Here is a 17076-nt window from a genome sequence, read left to right on the forward strand (position 1 = left end):
CTTCTCTCATGGCCCCCATCCAGGCCTTCTTCCGCCTGGAGGCAGCCAGCGGCATCCTGCTCGCGCTGTGCGCCGTGGCCGCCATGGCGTGGGCAAACTCGCCGTGGGCCGCCAGCTACTCCGCCGTGTTCGACGCCCGTATGGCGGTGGGGCTGGCGGGCGTCCACGCGGGCTTCACCGTCCGCGAGTTCATCAACGACGGGCTGATGACGCTGTTCTTCTTCGTCGTCGGCATGGAAATCAAGCGCGAGCTGAGCTCGGGTGAGCTGCGCACCTTCTCCCGCGCGGTGCTGCCGCTCATCGCCGCGATGGGCGGCATGATTGTCCCCGCCGCCATCTACGCCGCCTTCAACCAGGGGACGCCCGCCCAAGCGGGCTGGGCCATCCCCATGGCCACCGACATCGCCTTCTCCATTGGCTGCCTCACGCTGGTCAGAACGCGCGTGAGCCACGGGCTGGTCGTGTTCCTCACGGCGTTGGCCATCTTCGATGACATTGGCGGAATCCTCGTCATCGCGCTCTTCTACGGCTCGGGGCTCCACGTCAGCTGGCTCATGGGAGCCCTGGGCGTGCTCGCCGTGCTGGCGTGCCTCAACCACTTCCAGGTGCGCAACGGCGTGGCATACGCGCTGGCGGGCGCGGCGCTCTGGTACACGATGCACCACGGCGGCATCCACGCCACGCTGTCGGGCGTGGTGCTGGGCCTGTTCATGCCCGCACGGCCCCTGCGTCCGGGCCGCCACGTGCTGGAGGAGCTGCGCCTCTACGTGGACCGGGCGCTCCAGACGGCGATGGATGAGGCGACGCGGGGCGCGCAGATTCTCTACCTCGAGGAGCGCCTGGAGGAGCTGGAGCCGCCGCTCAACCGCTTCGTCCACCTGTGGCACGTGCCCGTGGCGTACGGCATCGTCCCCCTCTTCGCCCTGGCCAATTCGGGCATCTCCCTGGAGGGCATGGGCTGGGCGGACCTGCTCCGGCCGCTGCCGCTGGGCATCATCGCCGGCCTCTTCGTGGGCAAGCAGGTGGGCATCTTCCTGTTCACCTGGGGCTCGCTGAAGCTGGGCGTGGCGGACCGGCCCGGCGGTGCGACGCTGCCGCAGCTCCACGGCGTCGCGGTGGTGGCGGGCATTGGCTTCACGGTGGCCCTGTTCGTGGCGGGGCTGGCCTTCCCCACCCAGCCGGAGCTGCTCACGGAGGCCAAGCTGGGCATCCTGGTGGGCTCGCTGCTTTCCGCGGTGGTGGGCTACGCACTCTTGCGCTTCGTGGCGAAGCCGGCCGTCCCGGCGTAACGTAGAGGACAGGAACGCTCGTGATTCTCCAAGACCTCAACCGCGTGCGGCAAATCACCGTCATCGCGGCGCGCCACGGCTTTGGCGAGCTGGCGGAGCGCGCGGGGCTGTGGCGCATCCTCGGCCGCAAGGAGAAGGTGGAAGTCTCTCCGGAGGCCCAGCGCGCCTCCACCGCGCGGCGCTTCCGCATGCTGCTCAACGACCTGGGCCCCACCTTCGTCAAGCTGGGACAGGTGCTGTCCACCCGCGCCGACCTGCTGCCCGCCGAGTACATCGACGAGCTGGCCATGCTCCAGGACCACGTGGAGCCCATCTCCCTGGAGGATGTCCGCGCGCAGATTGAAGGTTCGCTCGGCGCCAGCGTGGAGAGCCTCTTCGCCACCATCGACCCGGCACCGCTGGCCGCCGCGTCCATCGCCCAGGTGCACCGCGCGCTGACGTTGGAGGGCGAAGAGGTGGTGGTGAAGGTGCAGCGGCCGGGCATCGCCGAGCGCATCGACTCCGACCTGGGCGTGCTGCGCAGCCTGGCGCGCCTGCTGGAGGCCGTGGTGGAGGAGACGGGCGTGTACACGCCCTCCGGCATCGTGGATGAGTTCGACCGGGCCATCCACGAGGAGCTCGACTTCATCAACGAGGCCACCAACATCCGGGCCTTCCTGGAGAACCACCGCGAGCGGCCCTACCTCAAGATTCCGCGCGTCTACTCCGGCCTGTCCAGCCGCACGGTGCTGACCATGGAGTTCATCCGCGGCGTGAAGCTCAACCCCGCGGAGCTGAGCGAACCCGAGCGCAAGGCCATTGCCCAGAACATCCTGGACGCCTCCTTCCGGCAGCTCTTCGAGGACGGCCTGTTCCACGGTGACCCGCACCCGGGCAACCTGCTGCTGCTAGAGGACCACCGGCTGGCGCTGCTGGACTTCGGCGTGGTGGGCCGGCTGTCGCGCCCCATGCAGGAGACGCTGGTCATGCTCTGCCTTGCGGTGGCGCTCAAGGACAGCGAATCCGTGGCGCGCATCCTCTACCGCGTGGGCGTACCGGACGCGCGCGCCAACCTGGTGGGCTTCCGCAACGACATCGAGGCGCTGCTCGGCCAGCACCTGGCCACGACGCTGGGACAGGTGGACACGCGCTCGCTGCTGAGGGACTTGCTGGACCTGGCGGTGAAGTACCGCATCCGCATCCCCAAGGAGTACGCGCTGCTCAGCCGGGCCTCCGTGTCCACGGAGGGCATGCTGCGCAGCCTGTACCCGGAGATGAACATCATCGAGGTGGCGCTGCCGTACGCCAAGGAGCTGCTCGCCGGGCGCTACGATCCAATGCAGCTCCAGGGCGGACTGATGCGCACGCTGCTGCGCTTCCAGGCCATGGCACAGGACCTGCCCACGCAGCTATCGCAGATCCTGCTGGACATGGAGTCCGGCAAGTTCACCGTCACGGTGCGCGCGGATCAGTTCGACAAGCTGAATGAGAACCTGCGCGGCGCGGCGGTGATTGCCTTCATGGGCCTGTGCGCGTGCGGGTTCATCGTGGGCGCGTTCATCTCCTTCGCGCCCAAGCCGTGGATGTACGGCAACGTGCCGGTGCTCGGCGTGGTGGGCATCGCGGTGGCCGCGGCCTTCTTCGGCGCGGCAATCACCTGGTACCTCTTCGGCGGCCGGGGCCTGGGGAAGGTGCGCTTGAGCCGCTTCCTCAAGAAGCCCCAGCGCAAGTAGCCCGCCGCCGCTACACGGGCCGGCGCCACAGGTCGGCGAGGTCCGCCGGGAGCTGCGAGGCCACGGCCGCCACCTCGTCATCTGGAATCCGGTCCCGGATGGCGGTGAACACCACCGACAGGACGCGCAGCGCCTGGTCCACGGGGATGCGCAGGTGGTCCGCCACGTCGGTGATGAACTCCGCGCGGCCCATGCGCTTCGCGTGGGACGGGCCCCGGTGGATGTTGCACGTCCCGAGGATGGCGCCAATGCCGCCCTTCCCCAGAGACCAGAGCAGCTTGAGGTCCTCTCCGTCGGACAGGCGCCGCGCGAGCGTGCAGAACACCGCCTCCGCGCCCATCCGGGCGTCCACGCCATTCACCTGGAACTCGCGGCTGTTGCCCAGTTCGTCCAGGAAGCCCTGGAGGTCAGCGGGCTCTTCACGCTCCTTGACCGGCGTGGCGTTGATAGGGGGTTCGGTGTGCTCCGCCATGGGGCTGCCTCCTTGGATGCCAGTGCGGCCGTGCCGCGTGCCGTCAGCGCTTGTCATGGTGGACATGGCACGGGCACGCCGCACCGCGACGTGCGTCCCCGGAAGCGGGTGCCCGGAAGGAAGCATGCCACTGCGGCCCTATCGGATGACGAAGGCCATTCCGATGGAAGCTGGCGCGGTGGGCTGGAAGCCGAACTGCGCTACCGCAGAGCGTCCAACGTCCGTTGGAAGAACGCCACCGCCTCCACGCGTGTACGTGCGTGCGAGGCCGTGCGCGTCCCCGGCATGGCATCCCGGCACAGCATGGCCGCCACCTTGAAGCCCAACTCCGTGCACTCGGGCAGGAACGTGAAGTGGGCCGCGTCGTCCAACACCACCGTCGTCGCGTCGGGCAGCAGCTTCGCCAAATGCAGCCCGTGCTGTGCATGGGGCATGAGTTCGTCCCCCTTGGCGAGCACCAGCGTCACCGGCACGTCGATGTCTGCCACGTCCCGCGCCTCGTAGGTCCCCGCCATCCCCGGTGCCATGGCGAAGGCCGCCCGCACCCGCGAGTCCTTGTACGACGCCCGCGCTACCGCCATGTCGATTTGGCTGTAGTCCACGTCTCGAAGCTCGTCGCAACCTGGGTGCTCGCGTGTATCAGGTGCGGTGCAGAGGTTCGCGATCGGTGACAGGTTGAGCCGCGCGCCCGCCAACGCCAGCGCCGTGTAGCCCCCCATGGAGTGCCCCGCTGCACCGATGCGCTCCGTGTCCACACGAGGCCCCCAGACTGCGTCCTTCAAAAGCCCATCCAGGAGGGCCGTGAAGTCCTGGGGCCGCTCCCAGCCGTGCACATAGCCCTCAGGACTCGTGTCTCCGTAGGTATTGCCAGGATGGTCCACCGACACGACGATGAAGCCATGCGCGGCCAGGTGCGCGCCGAGCCACGACATGTTGATGGCCGCGCCGCCGTTGCCGTGGGACAGCACTACCAGCGGCCAGCGCTCCCGGGCATCCGAGACGGGGGCGTCCTTCGCGGCGACGAAGGGCACGAAGATGGGAGACGCCGTATGCTCCACCATGTGGGAGTCCAGCGGCGCTGGATACCAGACCACCGTCTTCAACGAACGCTGGCGGGCCGCGTCCTCGAAAGTCAGCGACGTGAAGCCCACAGCGTAGGCCGCGTCGGCGCCATGCCGCGTCGCGCCCGACGGAGCCGACGCGGAAGACACCTCCGGAGCAGGCGGGAAGGAGGCACAACCTCCCATCAGGAGCACAACCCCGAGGCCCCCTGCGCCCAGGCGGTTGACGAAGGAGGCGCTGCGACCGCGAAACGAACGGTGGACCATGGCCATCCACCAACGCTTCAACGAAGGACCTATTGCGGCATCACGCCACAAAGAAAAGGCCACCGCGGCGTCATGAAGACGTCCGCGATGGCCTTATCCCCCAAGCGGTCAGACGTGCCGCTCACCCATGAGCCGCCGGGCGAGGCACATCGCCATGCCCCGGGTGCTGCGGCGGCTGGAGCGTCTCATCGTCATCGTCCTTCTTGCCGAACCGCTCGCCCAGCCGCGTCTTCATGCGGTCCGCCACGACATAGAAGGCGGGCACCACCAGCAGGCTGAGCACCGTAGACACGGACAGTCCACCGAGCACTGCGATGGACATGGGCGCGCGCGTCTCCGAGCCCGCGCCCAGCGCCAGCGCCGCCGGCACCGCCGCCATCATGGTCGCGGTGGACGTCATGAGGATGGGCCGCAGCCGCACCGGTCCCGCGCGCAGCATGGCCTGCAACGCGTCCGCACCGCGCTCCCGCTCTTGCAGCGCGTAGTCCACCAGGATGATGGAGTTCTTCTTCACGATGCCCATCAGCAGCAACAGGCCAATCATGCTGAAGATGTTCAGCGTGGTGCCCGTGGCGAACAGGGCGAAGGCCGCGCCCGCCACCGACAGCGGCAGAATCGTGAGCACTGTCACCGGGTGCAGGAACGAATTGAACTGCGCGCCCAGCACCATGTACGCCACGCCAATCCCGAGGAAGAGCGCGAAGAACAGGCTGCTCATCGAGTCGCGGAAGGCCACGCTGGCGCCACCCGCCACCACGCGCACACCGCCAGGCAACTCCTTCGCCAGCCGCTCCACCGTCGCCAGGGCCTCTTCCTGGTTCGAGCTCGGCGCCACGTTCGCGTAGACGCTGATGGCGCGCTCACGGTCCCGCCGGGTGATGGCCTGCAGCGCTGGCCGCTCCTCCTGCGTCACCAGCGACGACAACGGCACCAGCGCGCCGCTGGCCGTCCGGACCTTCAGCGTGGACAGGTCCTCCGGCCTGGAACGCTGGTCCGCCAGGAGCCGCATGCGCACGTCGATGCGCCGGCCGCCGGTGCTGTACTTGCCCACGCGCACGCCGCCCACCAGCGCGTTGATGGTGGTGGCCACCGACTGGATGGGCACGCCCAGGTCCGCCGCGCGGCCCCGGTCCGGGGTGATGCGCAGCTCCGGCATGCCCAGCTGGTAGTCCGTGTCCACGTCCACCACCTTGCCGCTGGCCTGGAGCTTCTCCCGCATCTCCTGGCTGGCCTCCACGAGCTGCTCCCATTCCGAGCCGCGCACGCTGAACTCCACCGGGAAGCCGCGCTGCGCCGTGAAGCCGCTCTGGGACTGGTCCTGCACCACCGCGCGCAAGCCCGGGTAGCTGTTGAACTCCTTGCGGAGGATCTGCTGGAACTCCGACTGCGGCATGCGCTCGTCGGGCGGCTTCAAGCTGACGAACATCATGCCGGTGTTGACCGCGCCGCTGCCGAAACCGCCGACGACGGAGAAGACGCGCGTCACCTCGGGCCGGCTGCTGGCGAACTCCTCCGCGCGCAGGAACAGCCGGTTCGTCTCTTCGATGTTGCTGCCCACCGCCGTCTGCATGCGCACCAGCAGGCGGCTCTGGTCCTGGGACGGCACGAACTCACCCGGCAGCGCACGGAAGACGAAGACGCTGGAGGCCGTCAGCACCACCGCCCCGCCCAGCACCCACCACGGCCGCTTCAGGCCCCAGGCCAGGGTGCGCGCGTAGCCGCGCTCCAGCTTCTCGAAGCCCCGGTCCACCCAGACGCCAATCCGGCTGCGGCCTTCACGCGACGTCTTGAGCAGCTGCGCGCAGCGCGCGGGGGCCAGGGTGATGGCCTCCACGTAGGACAGCAGCACCGCCACGCACAGCGTCACGCCGAACTGGAGGAAGTACTTGCCGATGACGCCGCTCATGAAGACGACGGGCAGGAAGATGGCCACCACCGCCGCCGTCGCCGCCAGCGCGGCGAAGGTGATTTCCGCGGTGCCCTCGCGCGCGGCGCGCACCCGGTCCTTCCCCTCTTCGGAATGTCGGTAGATGTTCTCCAGCACCATGATGGCGTCGTCCACGACGATGCCCACCGCCAGCGCCAGGCCCAGCAACGTGAAGGTGTTGAGCGTGAAGCCCAGGAAGTAGATGACCGCCACCGTCCCCAGCAGCGACATGGGGATGGCCAGCACCACGTTCATCGTGCTGGAGAGCGAGCCCAGGAACACCCAGCACACGAAGGCCGTGAGGATGCACGCGAGCATCAGCTCGAACTCGATTTCGTGGACGCTCTCCTCGATGAACTGCGTCGAGTCGAAGTTGATGCCCAGCTGCATCCCCTCCGGCAGGTCCTTCTGCATCTTGTCCAGCTCGGCCCGGATGCCCTGGGCCACCGCCACGGCGTTGGCGCCGCGCTGCTTCTTGATGCCCAGGCCCTGCGCCGGCTCGCCGTTGATGCGCGCCATGCGGCGCACGTCCTCGAAGCCGTCCTCCACCAGCGCCACGTCCTTCAGGTAGACGGGGAAGCCGCCCTGCTCGCGCACGATGATGCGCCGCAGCGTCTCCAGGTCCAGGGCCTCGCCCATGACGCGGACGTTGACCTCGCGGCCCTGCGTCTCGATGCGGCCAGCGGGCAGCTCCACGTGCTCGCGCTGGAGCGCCGCGGACACGTCCGTCACCGTGAGGCCCAGCGCGTCCAGCTTCTGCGCGTCCACCCAGATGCGGACGTTGCGCTCCAGCATGCCGCCCAGCTGCACCTCGCCCACGCCCGGAATCGTCTGGAGCTTCTCCTTCACGCGGTAGCGGGCGTAGTCACTCACCACCTGCTGGCTGAAGGGCCCGGACACGCCGACCCAGAGGATGGGTTGGTCCTCCGGGTTGGACTTGGAGATGATGGGCGGATCGATGTCCAGCGGCAGCCGGCGCTGCACCTGGCTCACCTTGGTCTGCACGTCCTGGAGCGCCAGGTCCACGTTGCGCGACAGGTCCAGCTCGACGGTGATGTTGCCGCCGCCCTGGCGCGCGGTGGAGTTGATGGCCGTGACGCCCTCCACCTGCGTCACCGCTTCCTCGATGAACTCGAGGACGTCGCTCTCCACCGCTTCTGGGTTGGCGCCTTCCCACGTGACGGAGATGTTGATGGTGGGGAAGTCGACGTCCGGGAACTGGCTGATGCCAATACGCTGCGCGGCCACCAGTCCGAAGACGATGGTGGCCGCCATGATCATCCACGCCAGGACGGGCTTCTTGATGCAAGCCTCGGTGATGTTCATTGCCGGGCGCCTCCGCCGCCGCTGGCGGCCTCCGGCTCCAGCCGGGGCTCACCCGTGAAGGTGGGCTTGGGTCCCTCCGCCACGCGCACGTTGGCCCCGTCGCGCAGGGCCTCACCGCCGCGCACCACCAGCAGCTCACCGGGCTTCACGCCGTCACGGACCTCCACGCGGCCATCCGCGGTGCGCAGGCCCAGCTCCAGCACGCGCTCACGCGCCTTGTTGCCCTCCACCACGTAGGCCAGGAAGCCGCGCTCGCTGGCGCGCACCGCCGTCTGCGGAATCACCGGACTGCCGCCGCGCGTGTCCACGGGCACCGTCACCGTGGCGAAGGCGCCCGGACGGAGCCGCTCGGCGTCGTCACCGGTGACTTCCGCCGTCACCGGCACCATGCGGCTGGCATCATCCGCGGCGGCGGCCACGTGGGTGATCTTCGCCGTGAAAGAGCCACCCTCCGCGGCCCGGACGGAGAAGCGCGCCGTCATGCCGGGCTGGATGCGGGACACGTCCGCCGCTGGAACCGTGAAGCGCAGCAGCAACGGCTCGCGCCGCAGCAGCGTGGCCAGCACGATGCCGGGCTGCACGTACTGGCCCGTCTGCACCGTGCGCGTCTGGAGCACGCCGTCCATGGGCGCGCGCACATAGGCGTCACGCTGGTTGAGCTGCGCCTGGTCCAGCAGCGCCTTCGCCGCCGCCACGTCCGCCTCCGCCGTGCGCGCGCGGGCCTCGAAGGTCTCCAGCTGCTCGGCGGGCAGCAGACCGGGGCTGGCCTGGTTCACCGCGGTGCGGCGCTGCGCACCGGCCTCCGCCTCCACCAGCGTGGCGCGGGCTCGCGCCAGCGTGGCCTCCGCGGACCGCACGGCGATGGCGTAGCGGGCGGGCTCGATCTCCGCGAGCACCGCGCCCTTCTTCACCGACTGCCCTTCCGCGAAGAGCACCCGCTCCACGGCGCCCGGCACGCGGGCGGTGATCTGCACCCGCTCGAAGGCCTCCACGGAGCCCACCGCGTCCACCACGTACTCCACGTCCCGCGACTCCACCGGAGCCACCTCGACGGGGAACTGAATGGCGGCTCGGCCGCGACCCGCCGGCGCTGCTCCGCCTTGGGTGCTTTGCGCGTCCTTCTTGCAGCCAGCCCCCAGGGCCAGCGCGGCCACGGCCAGACCCAACGTTCCTGCGCGTCGCATTTCCTTCACGGTTCCTTCCCCAATGGGTCGAGTCCGACTGCCGCCCGCAGCCCCAGCAGCGCCACGCCCAGCGCGAACCGGCTCTGGGCATACGCCACCTCTGCCTCGAACTGCTGCAGCGAGGCATCCGCCACCGTCAGCGCCGTGGACAAGCCCTGACGGTAGAGAATCCCCTGCTCCTCCGCGTTCTGCCGGGCCGTGCGGACCGCCAGGTCGCTCTGCGCCAGGGCGGCCTGGGCATTCTCCAGCGCCACCCTCGCCTGCTCGATGTCCACGTCCACCCGGCGCGTGGTGGCCTGGACCTGGAGCTCCGCCGCCCTCGCCAGGGCCACGCGCTCCCGGCGCTCGGCATAGCGCTCGCCGCCGTCAAAGAAGTTCCAGATGAGGTTGACGCCCAGGAAGCCGTCACCCGTGCGGCCCGCGAGTCCGGCCTCGTTCGTGAGGCGGTAGGTCGCAGACGCGCCCAGCGTGGGCAACAGCCGGGCGAGCGGCTCCTTGGCGCTCTCCTCCAGCGCGTCCACCCGCAGTCGCGCGGCCAGGATGTCCGGCCGGCGGTCCAGGGCACCATCCGCCAGGGAGGCGTGGGCCTGCAGCGGCCGGCTGGCGTCCGACAGCAATGCGTCCGGCGAGGCCAGGGTGCCCTTCACCGAAGACACCAGCAGGAAGCCCAGCTCCAGGCGCGTGGTCTGCGCGGCGTTGCGCGCGTTGGACATCTGCACCTCGGCGCTGGCCGCCTCCAGCTCCGCGCGCGTCACATCATTGCTGCTGGCCAGACCCGCCTTGGCGCGAGCCGACGCGTCCTGAAGTGACTGGCGGGCGAACGCGAGGCGCTGCTCGGCGGCGCGGTACACCTGCTCCTGGGCCAGGGTGGCGAGGAAGGCGTTGGCGGCCTCGAAGCCAATCTGCCGGCGCGCCTCCACGGCCTCCAGCTCCGCCGCGTCGCCGTCCCTCCGCGCCGCGCGGTACAGGAAGATGCCGCGCGCGTCGAACAGCGGCAGGGAGGCGACGAAGTTGGCGTTGAAGGCGTTGTTGCGCTGGATGACCACCGTCTGGCCACCCACTTCGCGCGTCACCTCATTCAGACGCCGGGTGTAGGTGCCCGTTCCCGTCAGCTCTGGAAAGAAGAAGGCCCGGGCCCGAGCCAGCCGGGCCCGTGCGGCCTCCGACTGCTGCTCGGCGGCCAGCGCCACCTCGTTACGCTTCGCGGCAAGTTGCACCGCCTGTTCCAGCGTCAGCGGACCACCTTCCGTGGACAGGGCTTCCGCGGGCGGAGGCTGGGACGAAGGACCTGCGCGGGCACCCTTCGTGGATTCGGAGGCGGCGGGTGCGCCCCCCTCGGTCGCGGGCTGCTGCCCCGAAGCACTGGACGCGGTCAGGGCGAGCCAAGCGCAGAGGGGCACGGTGATGGCGTGACGGGGTCTATGCATGAACGGGCGGGGAAGGCTCGGGCGTCGGGGAAGCGGGTCGGCGCGCCATATAAACGGAGGGGGAGAGAAGGGGCTATGACGATTCGGCGTCTGGACGCTGGCCTGCGCGACAGACTATGGGTGGCGTTGGGTTCTCCTGGGTTCCGTTGCTCACTGTAGAAAGATTGCGGGCGCCACCAAGCGCCCGGGAATGCTCGGCCGATGCGTTTATTCCTGATGGGTTGCGTTCTTGCGGTGGTGGTCTCCGTTTCCGGCTGCAAGAAGCAGGAAGACCCACCCAATGCCGGGGCCATCCGCGTACTCGTCTCGTATGCGACGTTTCGTCCGGGCTGTCTCACGCTGACCGTCACGGACGTGGACGAACCCAGCCGCACCGAGACCGCCAACGTCCGGATGGAGCCTTCTGCCCGCAGCGACGTGCGGACGGTGGCCATCCTGGGCCGCGAGGGCTGGAGCCGGAACCTGCGGCTCACCGCGACCGCCAACGAGCGCTCCTGCAACGGGCCCGTGGTGGCACAGCACGAGGTCACCACGCAGGTGCCCGCGGTGGGCACCGCGACCGTGGAGCTCGACCTGCGCGCCCTGGACCTGGATGACGACGGCTACGTCACCAGCGAGGGCGCCTTCCCTGGCTCGGATTGCGACGACGACGACCCGGGCATCCACCCCGGCGCGACGGAGCTGTGCGACGGCGTGGACAACAACTGCGTCAACGGCGAAGCGGATGCCCCCGGTGGCGCGACCTACTACCGCGACGCGGACGGTGATGGTTTCGGCGACCCGCTCGCCCTGCCCAACCTCTCCTGCACGCCTCCCGCGGGCTATGTCCTGGAGGCCGGTGACTGCAACGACCAGGACCCCAACATCCGCCCTGGACAAGCCGAGCTGGTCTGCGACGGCAAGGACGACAACTGCGATGGGAAAATCGACAACGATCCGTTTGATGTGAGCACGCCGTGCCAGACCGAGCAGAACTGCGCTGGGTCCATGCAGTGCGCGAGCACCGAGCTGACGACCTGCGTCAGCAGCGAGACGCCGCGGGAGTGGTTCGTGGACGAGGACGGTGACGGCCAGGCGGGAACCTCCGTGGGGCTCTGGTGCGCCAACCCGCCGCAGGACGCCGTGGAGCACAACACGGACTGTGATGACAGCTCGCGCTTCGTGTCGAACACGGCCACCGAGGTGTGCGACCGGCTGGATAACGACTGCGACGGACAGGTGGACGAAGACCTGGCGGGCTGCGACACCGTGGCCTGGACGACGACGAACGCGACGCCCTCCTCGATTGTCTGGGAGACGGTGGCTGCGTACCCCGGCAACAAGGGCTGGCTCGCGGGACGCGACGGCCACGTCGCCCACGTCGATGGCGGGACGATCACCCCCGTGGCGAACTGCCCGGGTCAGTGGAAGTCCTCCTGGGTGACGAACAGCGGCCGCGTGTTCCTGGGCAACAGCGCGGGCAAGTTCACCACCCGGCTGCCGACCGACACCGGTGCGTGTGTCAACGTGAATGGCCCCGGGAACGCCAGCATCAACGGGATGGTGGGCTTCGAGAGCGGCAACCGCGTGGCGCTGTACGCGGTGGACAGCCAGGGCCGCATCCTCCTCTGGAACTACGAGGAGGGCGCCCCCACCCAGGCGGCCCCCGAGGAGCTCACGCGGCTCAACGACAACCTCAAGTCCATTGACGGCACCAGCCCGCGGACGCTGTTCGCCGCGGGCGCGGAGGCGCAGGGCGGCACCAACCACCCCGTGGTCTGGCGCGGCCCCACGGAGGACGGCGGCACGTGGCAGAAGGAAGCCCTGGGCAACGTCGGGTCGACCGAGTTCCTCTTCGGAATCCAGGTGCTCTCACCGAACCATGTCTACGCCGTGGGCGACAAAGGCCTCTTCCTGGAGCGCGCGGGCACGACGTGGAGCGTGAAGCCCGCCATCACCCTGCCAACCTCGGCCCCAGCGGACATCCGCGGACTGGTGGCCTTCGGCAGCAAGGCCATCTACGCCGTGAGCTCCGGAACGAACGACATCCACTTCTTCAACGGCACGGCCTGGAGCACCGCCTTCGCGCCGTCCAGCCCCATGAACGCGCTGAGCGGAACCGGCCCGGCCGACGTCTGGGTGGCGGGCCACAGCGGCGCGCTCGTGCGCTGGCGGCCCTGAGACGGCGGGTGGACGGACACCATGGACCTGCGCGCGGACGGCCTCACGGTGCGGTACGGAGCGAGGCAGGTCCTGTCCGGCGTGAGCTGCGCGCTGCCGCCCGGGACGCAGGCACTGGTCCTGGGGCGCTCGGGCGCGGGGAAGACGACGTTGGTGAAGGCCCTGGCCGGCCTGGTGCGGCCCACGGAGGGCCGCGTGCTGTGGGATGGGCAGGATGCGGCGCGTCTGACGGCCGCCGAGCGGCGCGAGCAGCAGGCGTCGTTCGGCATGGTGTTCCAGACGGACGCCCTGTTCGACTCGATGACGGTGCTGGAGAACGTCATGGCGCCACTCACCCGCCGCCACGTCCCGGAGGCCGAGGCCCGGGCCCGCGCCAGTGACGTGCTGCGGGCGGTAGGGCTCGCGGACGCAGCGGATACGCTGCCGGAGCGCCTGTCTGGCGGCATGAAGAAGCGCGCGGGGATCGCGCGGGCCCTGGCGGCGCGTCCGTCGGTGGTGCTGGCGGATGACCCGTTCGCGGGGTTGGATCCGGGCACGGCGCGACAGGTGGCCCGGGTGCTCCTGGACGTGTCCCAGGGTGGCACGCTGCTGGTCGTGGCGACGGAGGCTCCGATGGACCTGCCCCTGCCCCGCTGGCTGTACCTGCGGAGTGGCCGGCTGGTTCATGACGGGCCCCCCGCGCCCGAGTGGGAGGATGCTCCGGACGAGGTGCCGGCATGACGCGAAGTGCGCGAACACATCAGGGTGCCAGGACGCGCCACCAGGAGGGCGCGGCCCCAGACGTGCCGCCGCCGAGCCTCCACCCGGATGAGATGCCGCCATGTCGCTCTTGACGAGGCTCGGGCGAACGGCGCTGGACGCGCTCAGCGGAACCGGCGCGCTGGGCCTGGTCGTGGGCCGCACGGTGCTGGCGCTGCCGAAACTGGAGCGCCGCGAGCTGGGCCGTGCGCTGGTGCAATTCGGCTACGGCTCCCTGCCGCTCGCGCTGGCCACGGCGGCGCTGGCCGGCATCATCGTAGTGCTGCAATCGGGCATCTACGTCCAGCGCTTCGGCGCGCGGGCCTTCCTCGGCTGGGCGGCGGGCTATGGCGTGCTGTGGGAGTTCGGCCCGCTGCTGCTGGGCCTCATCATGTCGGCGCGGCTGGGCGCGCGAAACGCGGCGGAGCTGGCGCTGATGCAGGTGGGCGGACAGATTGAAGGGCTGAGGGGCATCGGCCTGGACCCCTTCGCCATCCTCGTCGCGCCCCGCGTGGTGGCCATGGAGGTCAGCATGCTGGCGCTCAGCGGCGTCACCTTCGCGGTGGCCATCCTCTTCGAGTCCGTGGCCGCCCTGCTCGCCCTGGGCCTTCCGGTGCGCGTCTTCTTCGGCACCTTCTCCCAGCTTCTGGGGCCGCTCGACCTCCTGGGCGGCGTGGTGAAGACGGGCATCTTCGGACTGGCCATCGCCCTGCTGTCCACCACCGTGGGCCTGTCCGCTCGAGGCGGCGCACACGCCGTGGGCCAGGCGGCGGCCAACGCGGTGGTGCGCAGCTGCGCGGCCATCTTCGTCCTCGACTTCGCCCTCACCTCCTTGCTCGCGGGGTGGATGGGATGAGCGGCGTGCTGTCGTTCTTCGGAGCGCCGGTGGTGATGCTGGCGCGCACGGTGCGGGCCTCCACCCGGGACGGCGTGCCCTGGCGCGAGTCCCTGGCGCAGCTCCACGAGCTGGGCGGGCGCAGCGTGTGGCTCGTGATGTCCGGCATGGCCTTCTTCGGCGCGGTGCTCGTCACCATCGCCAACAGCCAGGCACGGCGCTTCGTGGGCAACGTGGCGGTGCTGGGGCCCGCGTACTTCGAGCTGCTCATCCGCGAGCTGGGCCCGGCGGTGTCCGCGCTGCTCACGGCCTCGCGCGCGGGCGCGGCGCACGCGGCCGAGCTGTCCACCATGAGCGTCAACGAACAGGTGGAGGCCCTGGAGATGTCCGCGGGCGACCCCTATGCGGACCTCGTCGCGCCCCGGGTGTTCGCGGGCGTGATGGGCGTGCCCCTGCTGTGTACCCTGGGCACCATCGCGGCCACGCTGTCCGCGGCGGCGGTGGCGCAGTTCGCCTTCGGCGTGGACGGGCGGGCCTTCATGGACCCGCGCTACGTGGACGGCTGGGACTTGCTGGCCGCGTTCCTGAAGGCCGCGGGCTGCGGGCTCTACATTCCGCTGGCGGCAGCGGTGGCGGGCCTCAAGGCGCGAGGCGGCGCCGAGGCCGTGGGCGAGGCCACCACCGACGGCGTGGTGGCGGCGAGCCTGGGATGCCTGCTCATCGACCTCGCCGTCTCGCTGGCCTTCCAACTGGTGCGCCTGTGAGCGAGCCCCGCGCATGACGCCCCTTCCCGACAACGAGGCCCTGCGATTCCGGGACGTGCACGTCGCGTTCGACGAGGGACGCCGGCGCGTGCTTGCGGGGCTCACGGCGGACGTGTCCACGAAGGAGCTGACGTTCATCGCGGGCGCCAGTGGCACCGGGAAGAGCGTGCTGTGCCGGCTGGCGGTGGGGCTGCTGCGCCCGGACGCGGGCGAAGTGGTGCTATGGGGAGAACGCGTGGACTCCAGGCCCGAGCGCGAGCTGGTGCCGCTGCGCCGACAGGCGCCCTACCTGGTGCAGGGCCCGGCGCTGTTGGACTGGCGCACGCTCCGGCAGAACGTATGGCTGGCGGACCCGGCGGCGTCCGTGGACGACGTGGACGCCGCGCTGGCGCAGGTGGGTCTGCTGGACTGGGCGGACCGGCTGCCACCGGAGCTGGGGCCCGGAGCGAAGAAGCGGACGGCCATCGCCCGGGCGTTGGTGCTCAAGCCGCGCTATCTCCTCTTCGACGAGCCGACGACGGGCCTGGACCGGAAGGCGGCGGGCCAGGTGGAAGAGGTGCTCGCGTCGCTGAAGGCGCGGGGCCTGGGGGGGATGGTGGTGTCCCACGACTACCGGCAGCTGAAGGCGCTGGCGGACCGGGTGCTGGTGGTGGCGAACAAGCAATGTGCCTACCTGGGCACGCCGAAGGGCTTTCTGGAGTCCTCCGCGCCCGAGCTGCGAGTACTGACAGCGCCATTCATGGAGGGCGCGACGGATGGATGAGCGACGGCTGGAGCTGAAGGTGGGCGCCCTGGTGTTGGCCGCCATCGTGGGCGTGCTGTTGTTGCTGTGGCTGATGGGCGAATTGAAGCTGGGCTCGGAGACGGGGCTGGCGGTGGACTTCGGCCACACGGGGAACGTGGTGGAGGGCGCCCCCGTGAAGCTGGGCGGCGTGCAGGTGGGACGCGTGCAGGACATCCAGCTCCAGCCCGAACGGCGGGACGCCCAGGGACGCCCGCTGCCCGTGCGGATGGAGCTCGCGGTGGCGCCGGAGGCCGTGGGCGCGCTGCGCAAGGACGCGCGCGTGACGGTGGCCACGGTGGGCATCCTGGGAGAGCCCTACCTGGAGCTGAACCCGGGCTCGGCGCCAGAGCGGCTGCCCGCGGGCACGGCCGTGCGGGGAACGGACGCGCCCCGGCTGGACGTCCTGGCCGAGCAGCTCACCCGCTTCGTGGACCTGCTGTCCCAGATGCTGGAGGAGGACCCGGAGGCCATCCGCGGCCTCGCGGCGAACGTGTCCCGGCTGGCGAGGACGCTGGACCAGTTGCTGACGGAGAACCGGGGCGACGTGAAGGTGCTCGCGTCCGAGCTGGCGGCGGCCTCGAAGGACTTGCGCCAGCTCGCGGGCCTGGCGCGCGAGGCCTTCCAGCCTGGAGGCAAGGGCGCGCAGCTGTTGGACGATGCCGCGGCGGCAGCGGCCGTCGTGCGACGCGACCTGCCGGGGCTGACGAAGTCCGCCGGGACGACGCTGGACGGCTTGGCGGCCGTGACGGGCCCGCTGGGGCCCGAGGACGGCGCGCGGGTCAAGGTCGCGCTGGAGCGCCTCACCTCGGCCTCAGGACAATTGGAGAGCATCGCGGCCCGCGCGGACCGGGTGCTGGCGAAGCTCGAGGCCGGCGAGGGCACCGCGGGCGCGGTGCTCCAGGACGGCAGGCTCTACGAGGAGCTGCGCATGCTGGTGACGGACCTCCGCAAGCACCCGTGGAAGGTGCTCTGGAAGGACTGAGGCCCGGGCGTCGGGCACCTATCAGGACGCAGCGTGAAGGCGTGCAAACACGGGCCCAATTGTTCAGGGTGTGGCCTCCCCCCCATTCTGGGAGCGCACCAAATCATTGCTGGTGGTACAAGCCCGGGCCGTGAAAGCCCCCCAGCCC

13 protein-coding genes are annotated in these 17076 nt (G+C 70.3%); 8 read left to right on the forward strand and 5 right to left on the reverse strand.

Going from position 1 to position 17076, the window contains the following annotated elements; translation table 11 throughout:
* Positions 1 to 8 precede the first annotated feature (8 nt).
* Together nhaA and FL344_RS24285 are read left to right on the forward strand one after the other, a co-directional pair.
* Positions 9 to 1289 (forward strand): Na+/H+ antiporter NhaA, encoded by a 1281-nt coding sequence (nhaA, locus tag FL344_RS24280; protein ID WP_141620186.1) that lies wholly within the window; start codon positions 9 to 11, stop codon positions 1287 to 1289.
* 20 nt (positions 1290 to 1309) lie between these two features.
* Entirely contained in the window at positions 1310 to 3001 is a 1692-nt protein-coding gene (locus tag FL344_RS24285; RefSeq protein WP_141594262.1) for an AarF/ABC1/UbiB kinase family protein, read from the forward strand.
* A gap of 10 nt (positions 3002 to 3011) precedes the next feature.
* Here FL344_RS24285 and FL344_RS24290 read toward each other — a convergent pair whose 3' ends face one another.
* From FL344_RS24290 to FL344_RS24310, 5 genes are all read right to left on the reverse strand, one after another.
* The gene (locus FL344_RS24290; RefSeq protein ID WP_141620187.1) at positions 3012 to 3473 is read right to left on the reverse strand and encodes a DUF2267 domain-containing protein; all 462 of its coding nucleotides are present in this window, start codon (positions 3471 to 3473) and stop codon (positions 3012 to 3014) included.
* A gap of 200 nt (positions 3474 to 3673) precedes the next feature.
* On the reverse strand, positions 3674 to 4684 hold the full coding sequence (locus FL344_RS24295; RefSeq protein ID WP_228565331.1) for an alpha/beta fold hydrolase: 1011 nt from the start codon (positions 4682 to 4684) through the stop codon (positions 3674 to 3676).
* A gap of 238 nt (positions 4685 to 4922) precedes the next feature.
* Positions 4923 to 8054 carry an efflux RND transporter permease subunit gene (locus FL344_RS24300; RefSeq protein ID WP_141620188.1) on the reverse strand — a complete coding sequence of 1044 codons (3132 nt, stop codon included), beginning with the start codon at positions 8052 to 8054 and terminating at the stop codon, positions 4923 to 4925.
* Entirely contained in the window at positions 8051 to 9238 is a 1188-nt protein-coding gene (locus FL344_RS24305) for an efflux RND transporter periplasmic adaptor subunit (protein ID WP_141620189.1), read from the reverse strand. The genes FL344_RS24300 and FL344_RS24305 overlap by 4 nt, the downstream gene beginning before the upstream one ends.
* A gap of 5 nt (positions 9239 to 9243) precedes the next feature.
* Complete coding sequence (locus tag FL344_RS24310) at positions 9244 to 10665, reverse strand: TolC family protein (RefSeq protein ID WP_141620190.1); 1422 nt, start codon at positions 10663 to 10665, stop codon at positions 9244 to 9246.
* A 216-nt stretch (positions 10666 to 10881) separates the two neighbouring features.
* On the opposite strand from FL344_RS24310, the gene FL344_RS24315 reads away from it, so the two are divergent.
* From FL344_RS24315 to FL344_RS24340, 6 genes are all read left to right on the forward strand, one after another.
* Positions 10882 to 12825 (forward strand): putative metal-binding motif-containing protein, encoded by a 1944-nt coding sequence (locus FL344_RS24315; RefSeq protein ID WP_228565332.1) that lies wholly within the window; start codon positions 10882 to 10884, stop codon positions 12823 to 12825.
* A 21-nt stretch (positions 12826 to 12846) separates the two neighbouring features.
* Positions 12847 to 13545 (forward strand): ABC transporter ATP-binding protein, encoded by a 699-nt coding sequence (locus FL344_RS24320; RefSeq protein WP_141594267.1) that lies wholly within the window; start codon positions 12847 to 12849, stop codon positions 13543 to 13545.
* Between the two features lie 100 nt (positions 13546 to 13645).
* Positions 13646 to 14419: an ABC transporter permease gene (locus FL344_RS24325; protein ID WP_141620192.1), complete on the forward strand. Its 774-nt coding sequence runs from the start codon at positions 13646 to 13648 to the stop codon at positions 14417 to 14419.
* The gene (locus FL344_RS24330) at positions 14416 to 15162 is read left to right on the forward strand and encodes an ABC transporter permease (RefSeq protein WP_141594269.1); all 747 of its coding nucleotides are present in this window, start codon (positions 14416 to 14418) and stop codon (positions 15160 to 15162) included. The genes FL344_RS24325 and FL344_RS24330 overlap by 4 nt, the downstream gene beginning before the upstream one ends.
* A 13-nt stretch (positions 15163 to 15175) precedes the next feature.
* The gene (locus FL344_RS24335) at positions 15176 to 15925 is read left to right on the forward strand and encodes an ABC transporter ATP-binding protein (protein ID WP_141620193.1); all 750 of its coding nucleotides are present in this window, start codon (positions 15176 to 15178) and stop codon (positions 15923 to 15925) included.
* Entirely contained in the window at positions 15918 to 16928 is a 1011-nt protein-coding gene (locus tag FL344_RS24340; protein ID WP_141620194.1) for an MlaD family protein, read from the forward strand. The genes FL344_RS24335 and FL344_RS24340 overlap by 8 nt, the downstream gene beginning before the upstream one ends.
* The last annotated feature ends 148 nt before the right edge of the window (positions 16929 to 17076 follow it).

The sequence above is a fragment of the Myxococcus sp. AB036A genome (genome assembly GCF_006547355.1).
Lineage (GTDB): Bacteria > Myxococcota > Myxococcia > Myxococcales > Myxococcaceae > Myxococcus > Myxococcus virescens.

Bases quoted from the DNA above. Each gene is read 5' to 3' on its own strand.
- nhaA (WP_141620186.1), top strand. From the start codon at position 9: ATGGCCCCCATCCAGGCCTTCTTCCGCCTGGAGGCAGCCAGCGGCATC.
- FL344_RS24290 (WP_141620187.1), bottom strand. From the start codon at position 3,473: ATGGCGGAGCACACCGAACCCCCTATCAACGCCACGCCGGTCAAGGAG.
- FL344_RS24315 (WP_228565332.1), top strand. From the start codon at position 10,882: ATGGGTTGCGTTCTTGCGGTGGTGGTCTCCGTTTCCGGCTGCAAGAAG.
- FL344_RS24335 (WP_141620193.1), top strand. From the start codon at position 15,176: ATGACGCCCCTTCCCGACAACGAGGCCCTGCGATTCCGGGACGTGCAC.
- FL344_RS24310 (WP_141620190.1), bottom strand. From the start codon at position 10,665: ATGCATAGACCCCGTCACGCCATCACCGTGCCCCTCTGCGCTTGGCTC.
- FL344_RS24305 (WP_141620189.1), bottom strand. From the start codon at position 9,238: ATGCGACGCGCAGGAACGTTGGGTCTGGCCGTGGCCGCGCTGGCCCTG.
- FL344_RS24325 (WP_141620192.1), top strand. From the start codon at position 13,646: ATGTCGCTCTTGACGAGGCTCGGGCGAACGGCGCTGGACGCGCTCAGC.
- FL344_RS24300 (WP_141620188.1), bottom strand. From the start codon at position 8,054: ATGAACATCACCGAGGCTTGCATCAAGAAGCCCGTCCTGGCGTGGATG.
- FL344_RS24330 (WP_141594269.1), top strand. From the start codon at position 14,416: ATGAGCGGCGTGCTGTCGTTCTTCGGAGCGCCGGTGGTGATGCTGGCG.
- FL344_RS24340 (WP_141620194.1), top strand. From the start codon at position 15,918: ATGGATGAGCGACGGCTGGAGCTGAAGGTGGGCGCCCTGGTGTTGGCC.
- FL344_RS24320 (WP_141594267.1), top strand. From the start codon at position 12,847: ATGGACCTGCGCGCGGACGGCCTCACGGTGCGGTACGGAGCGAGGCAG.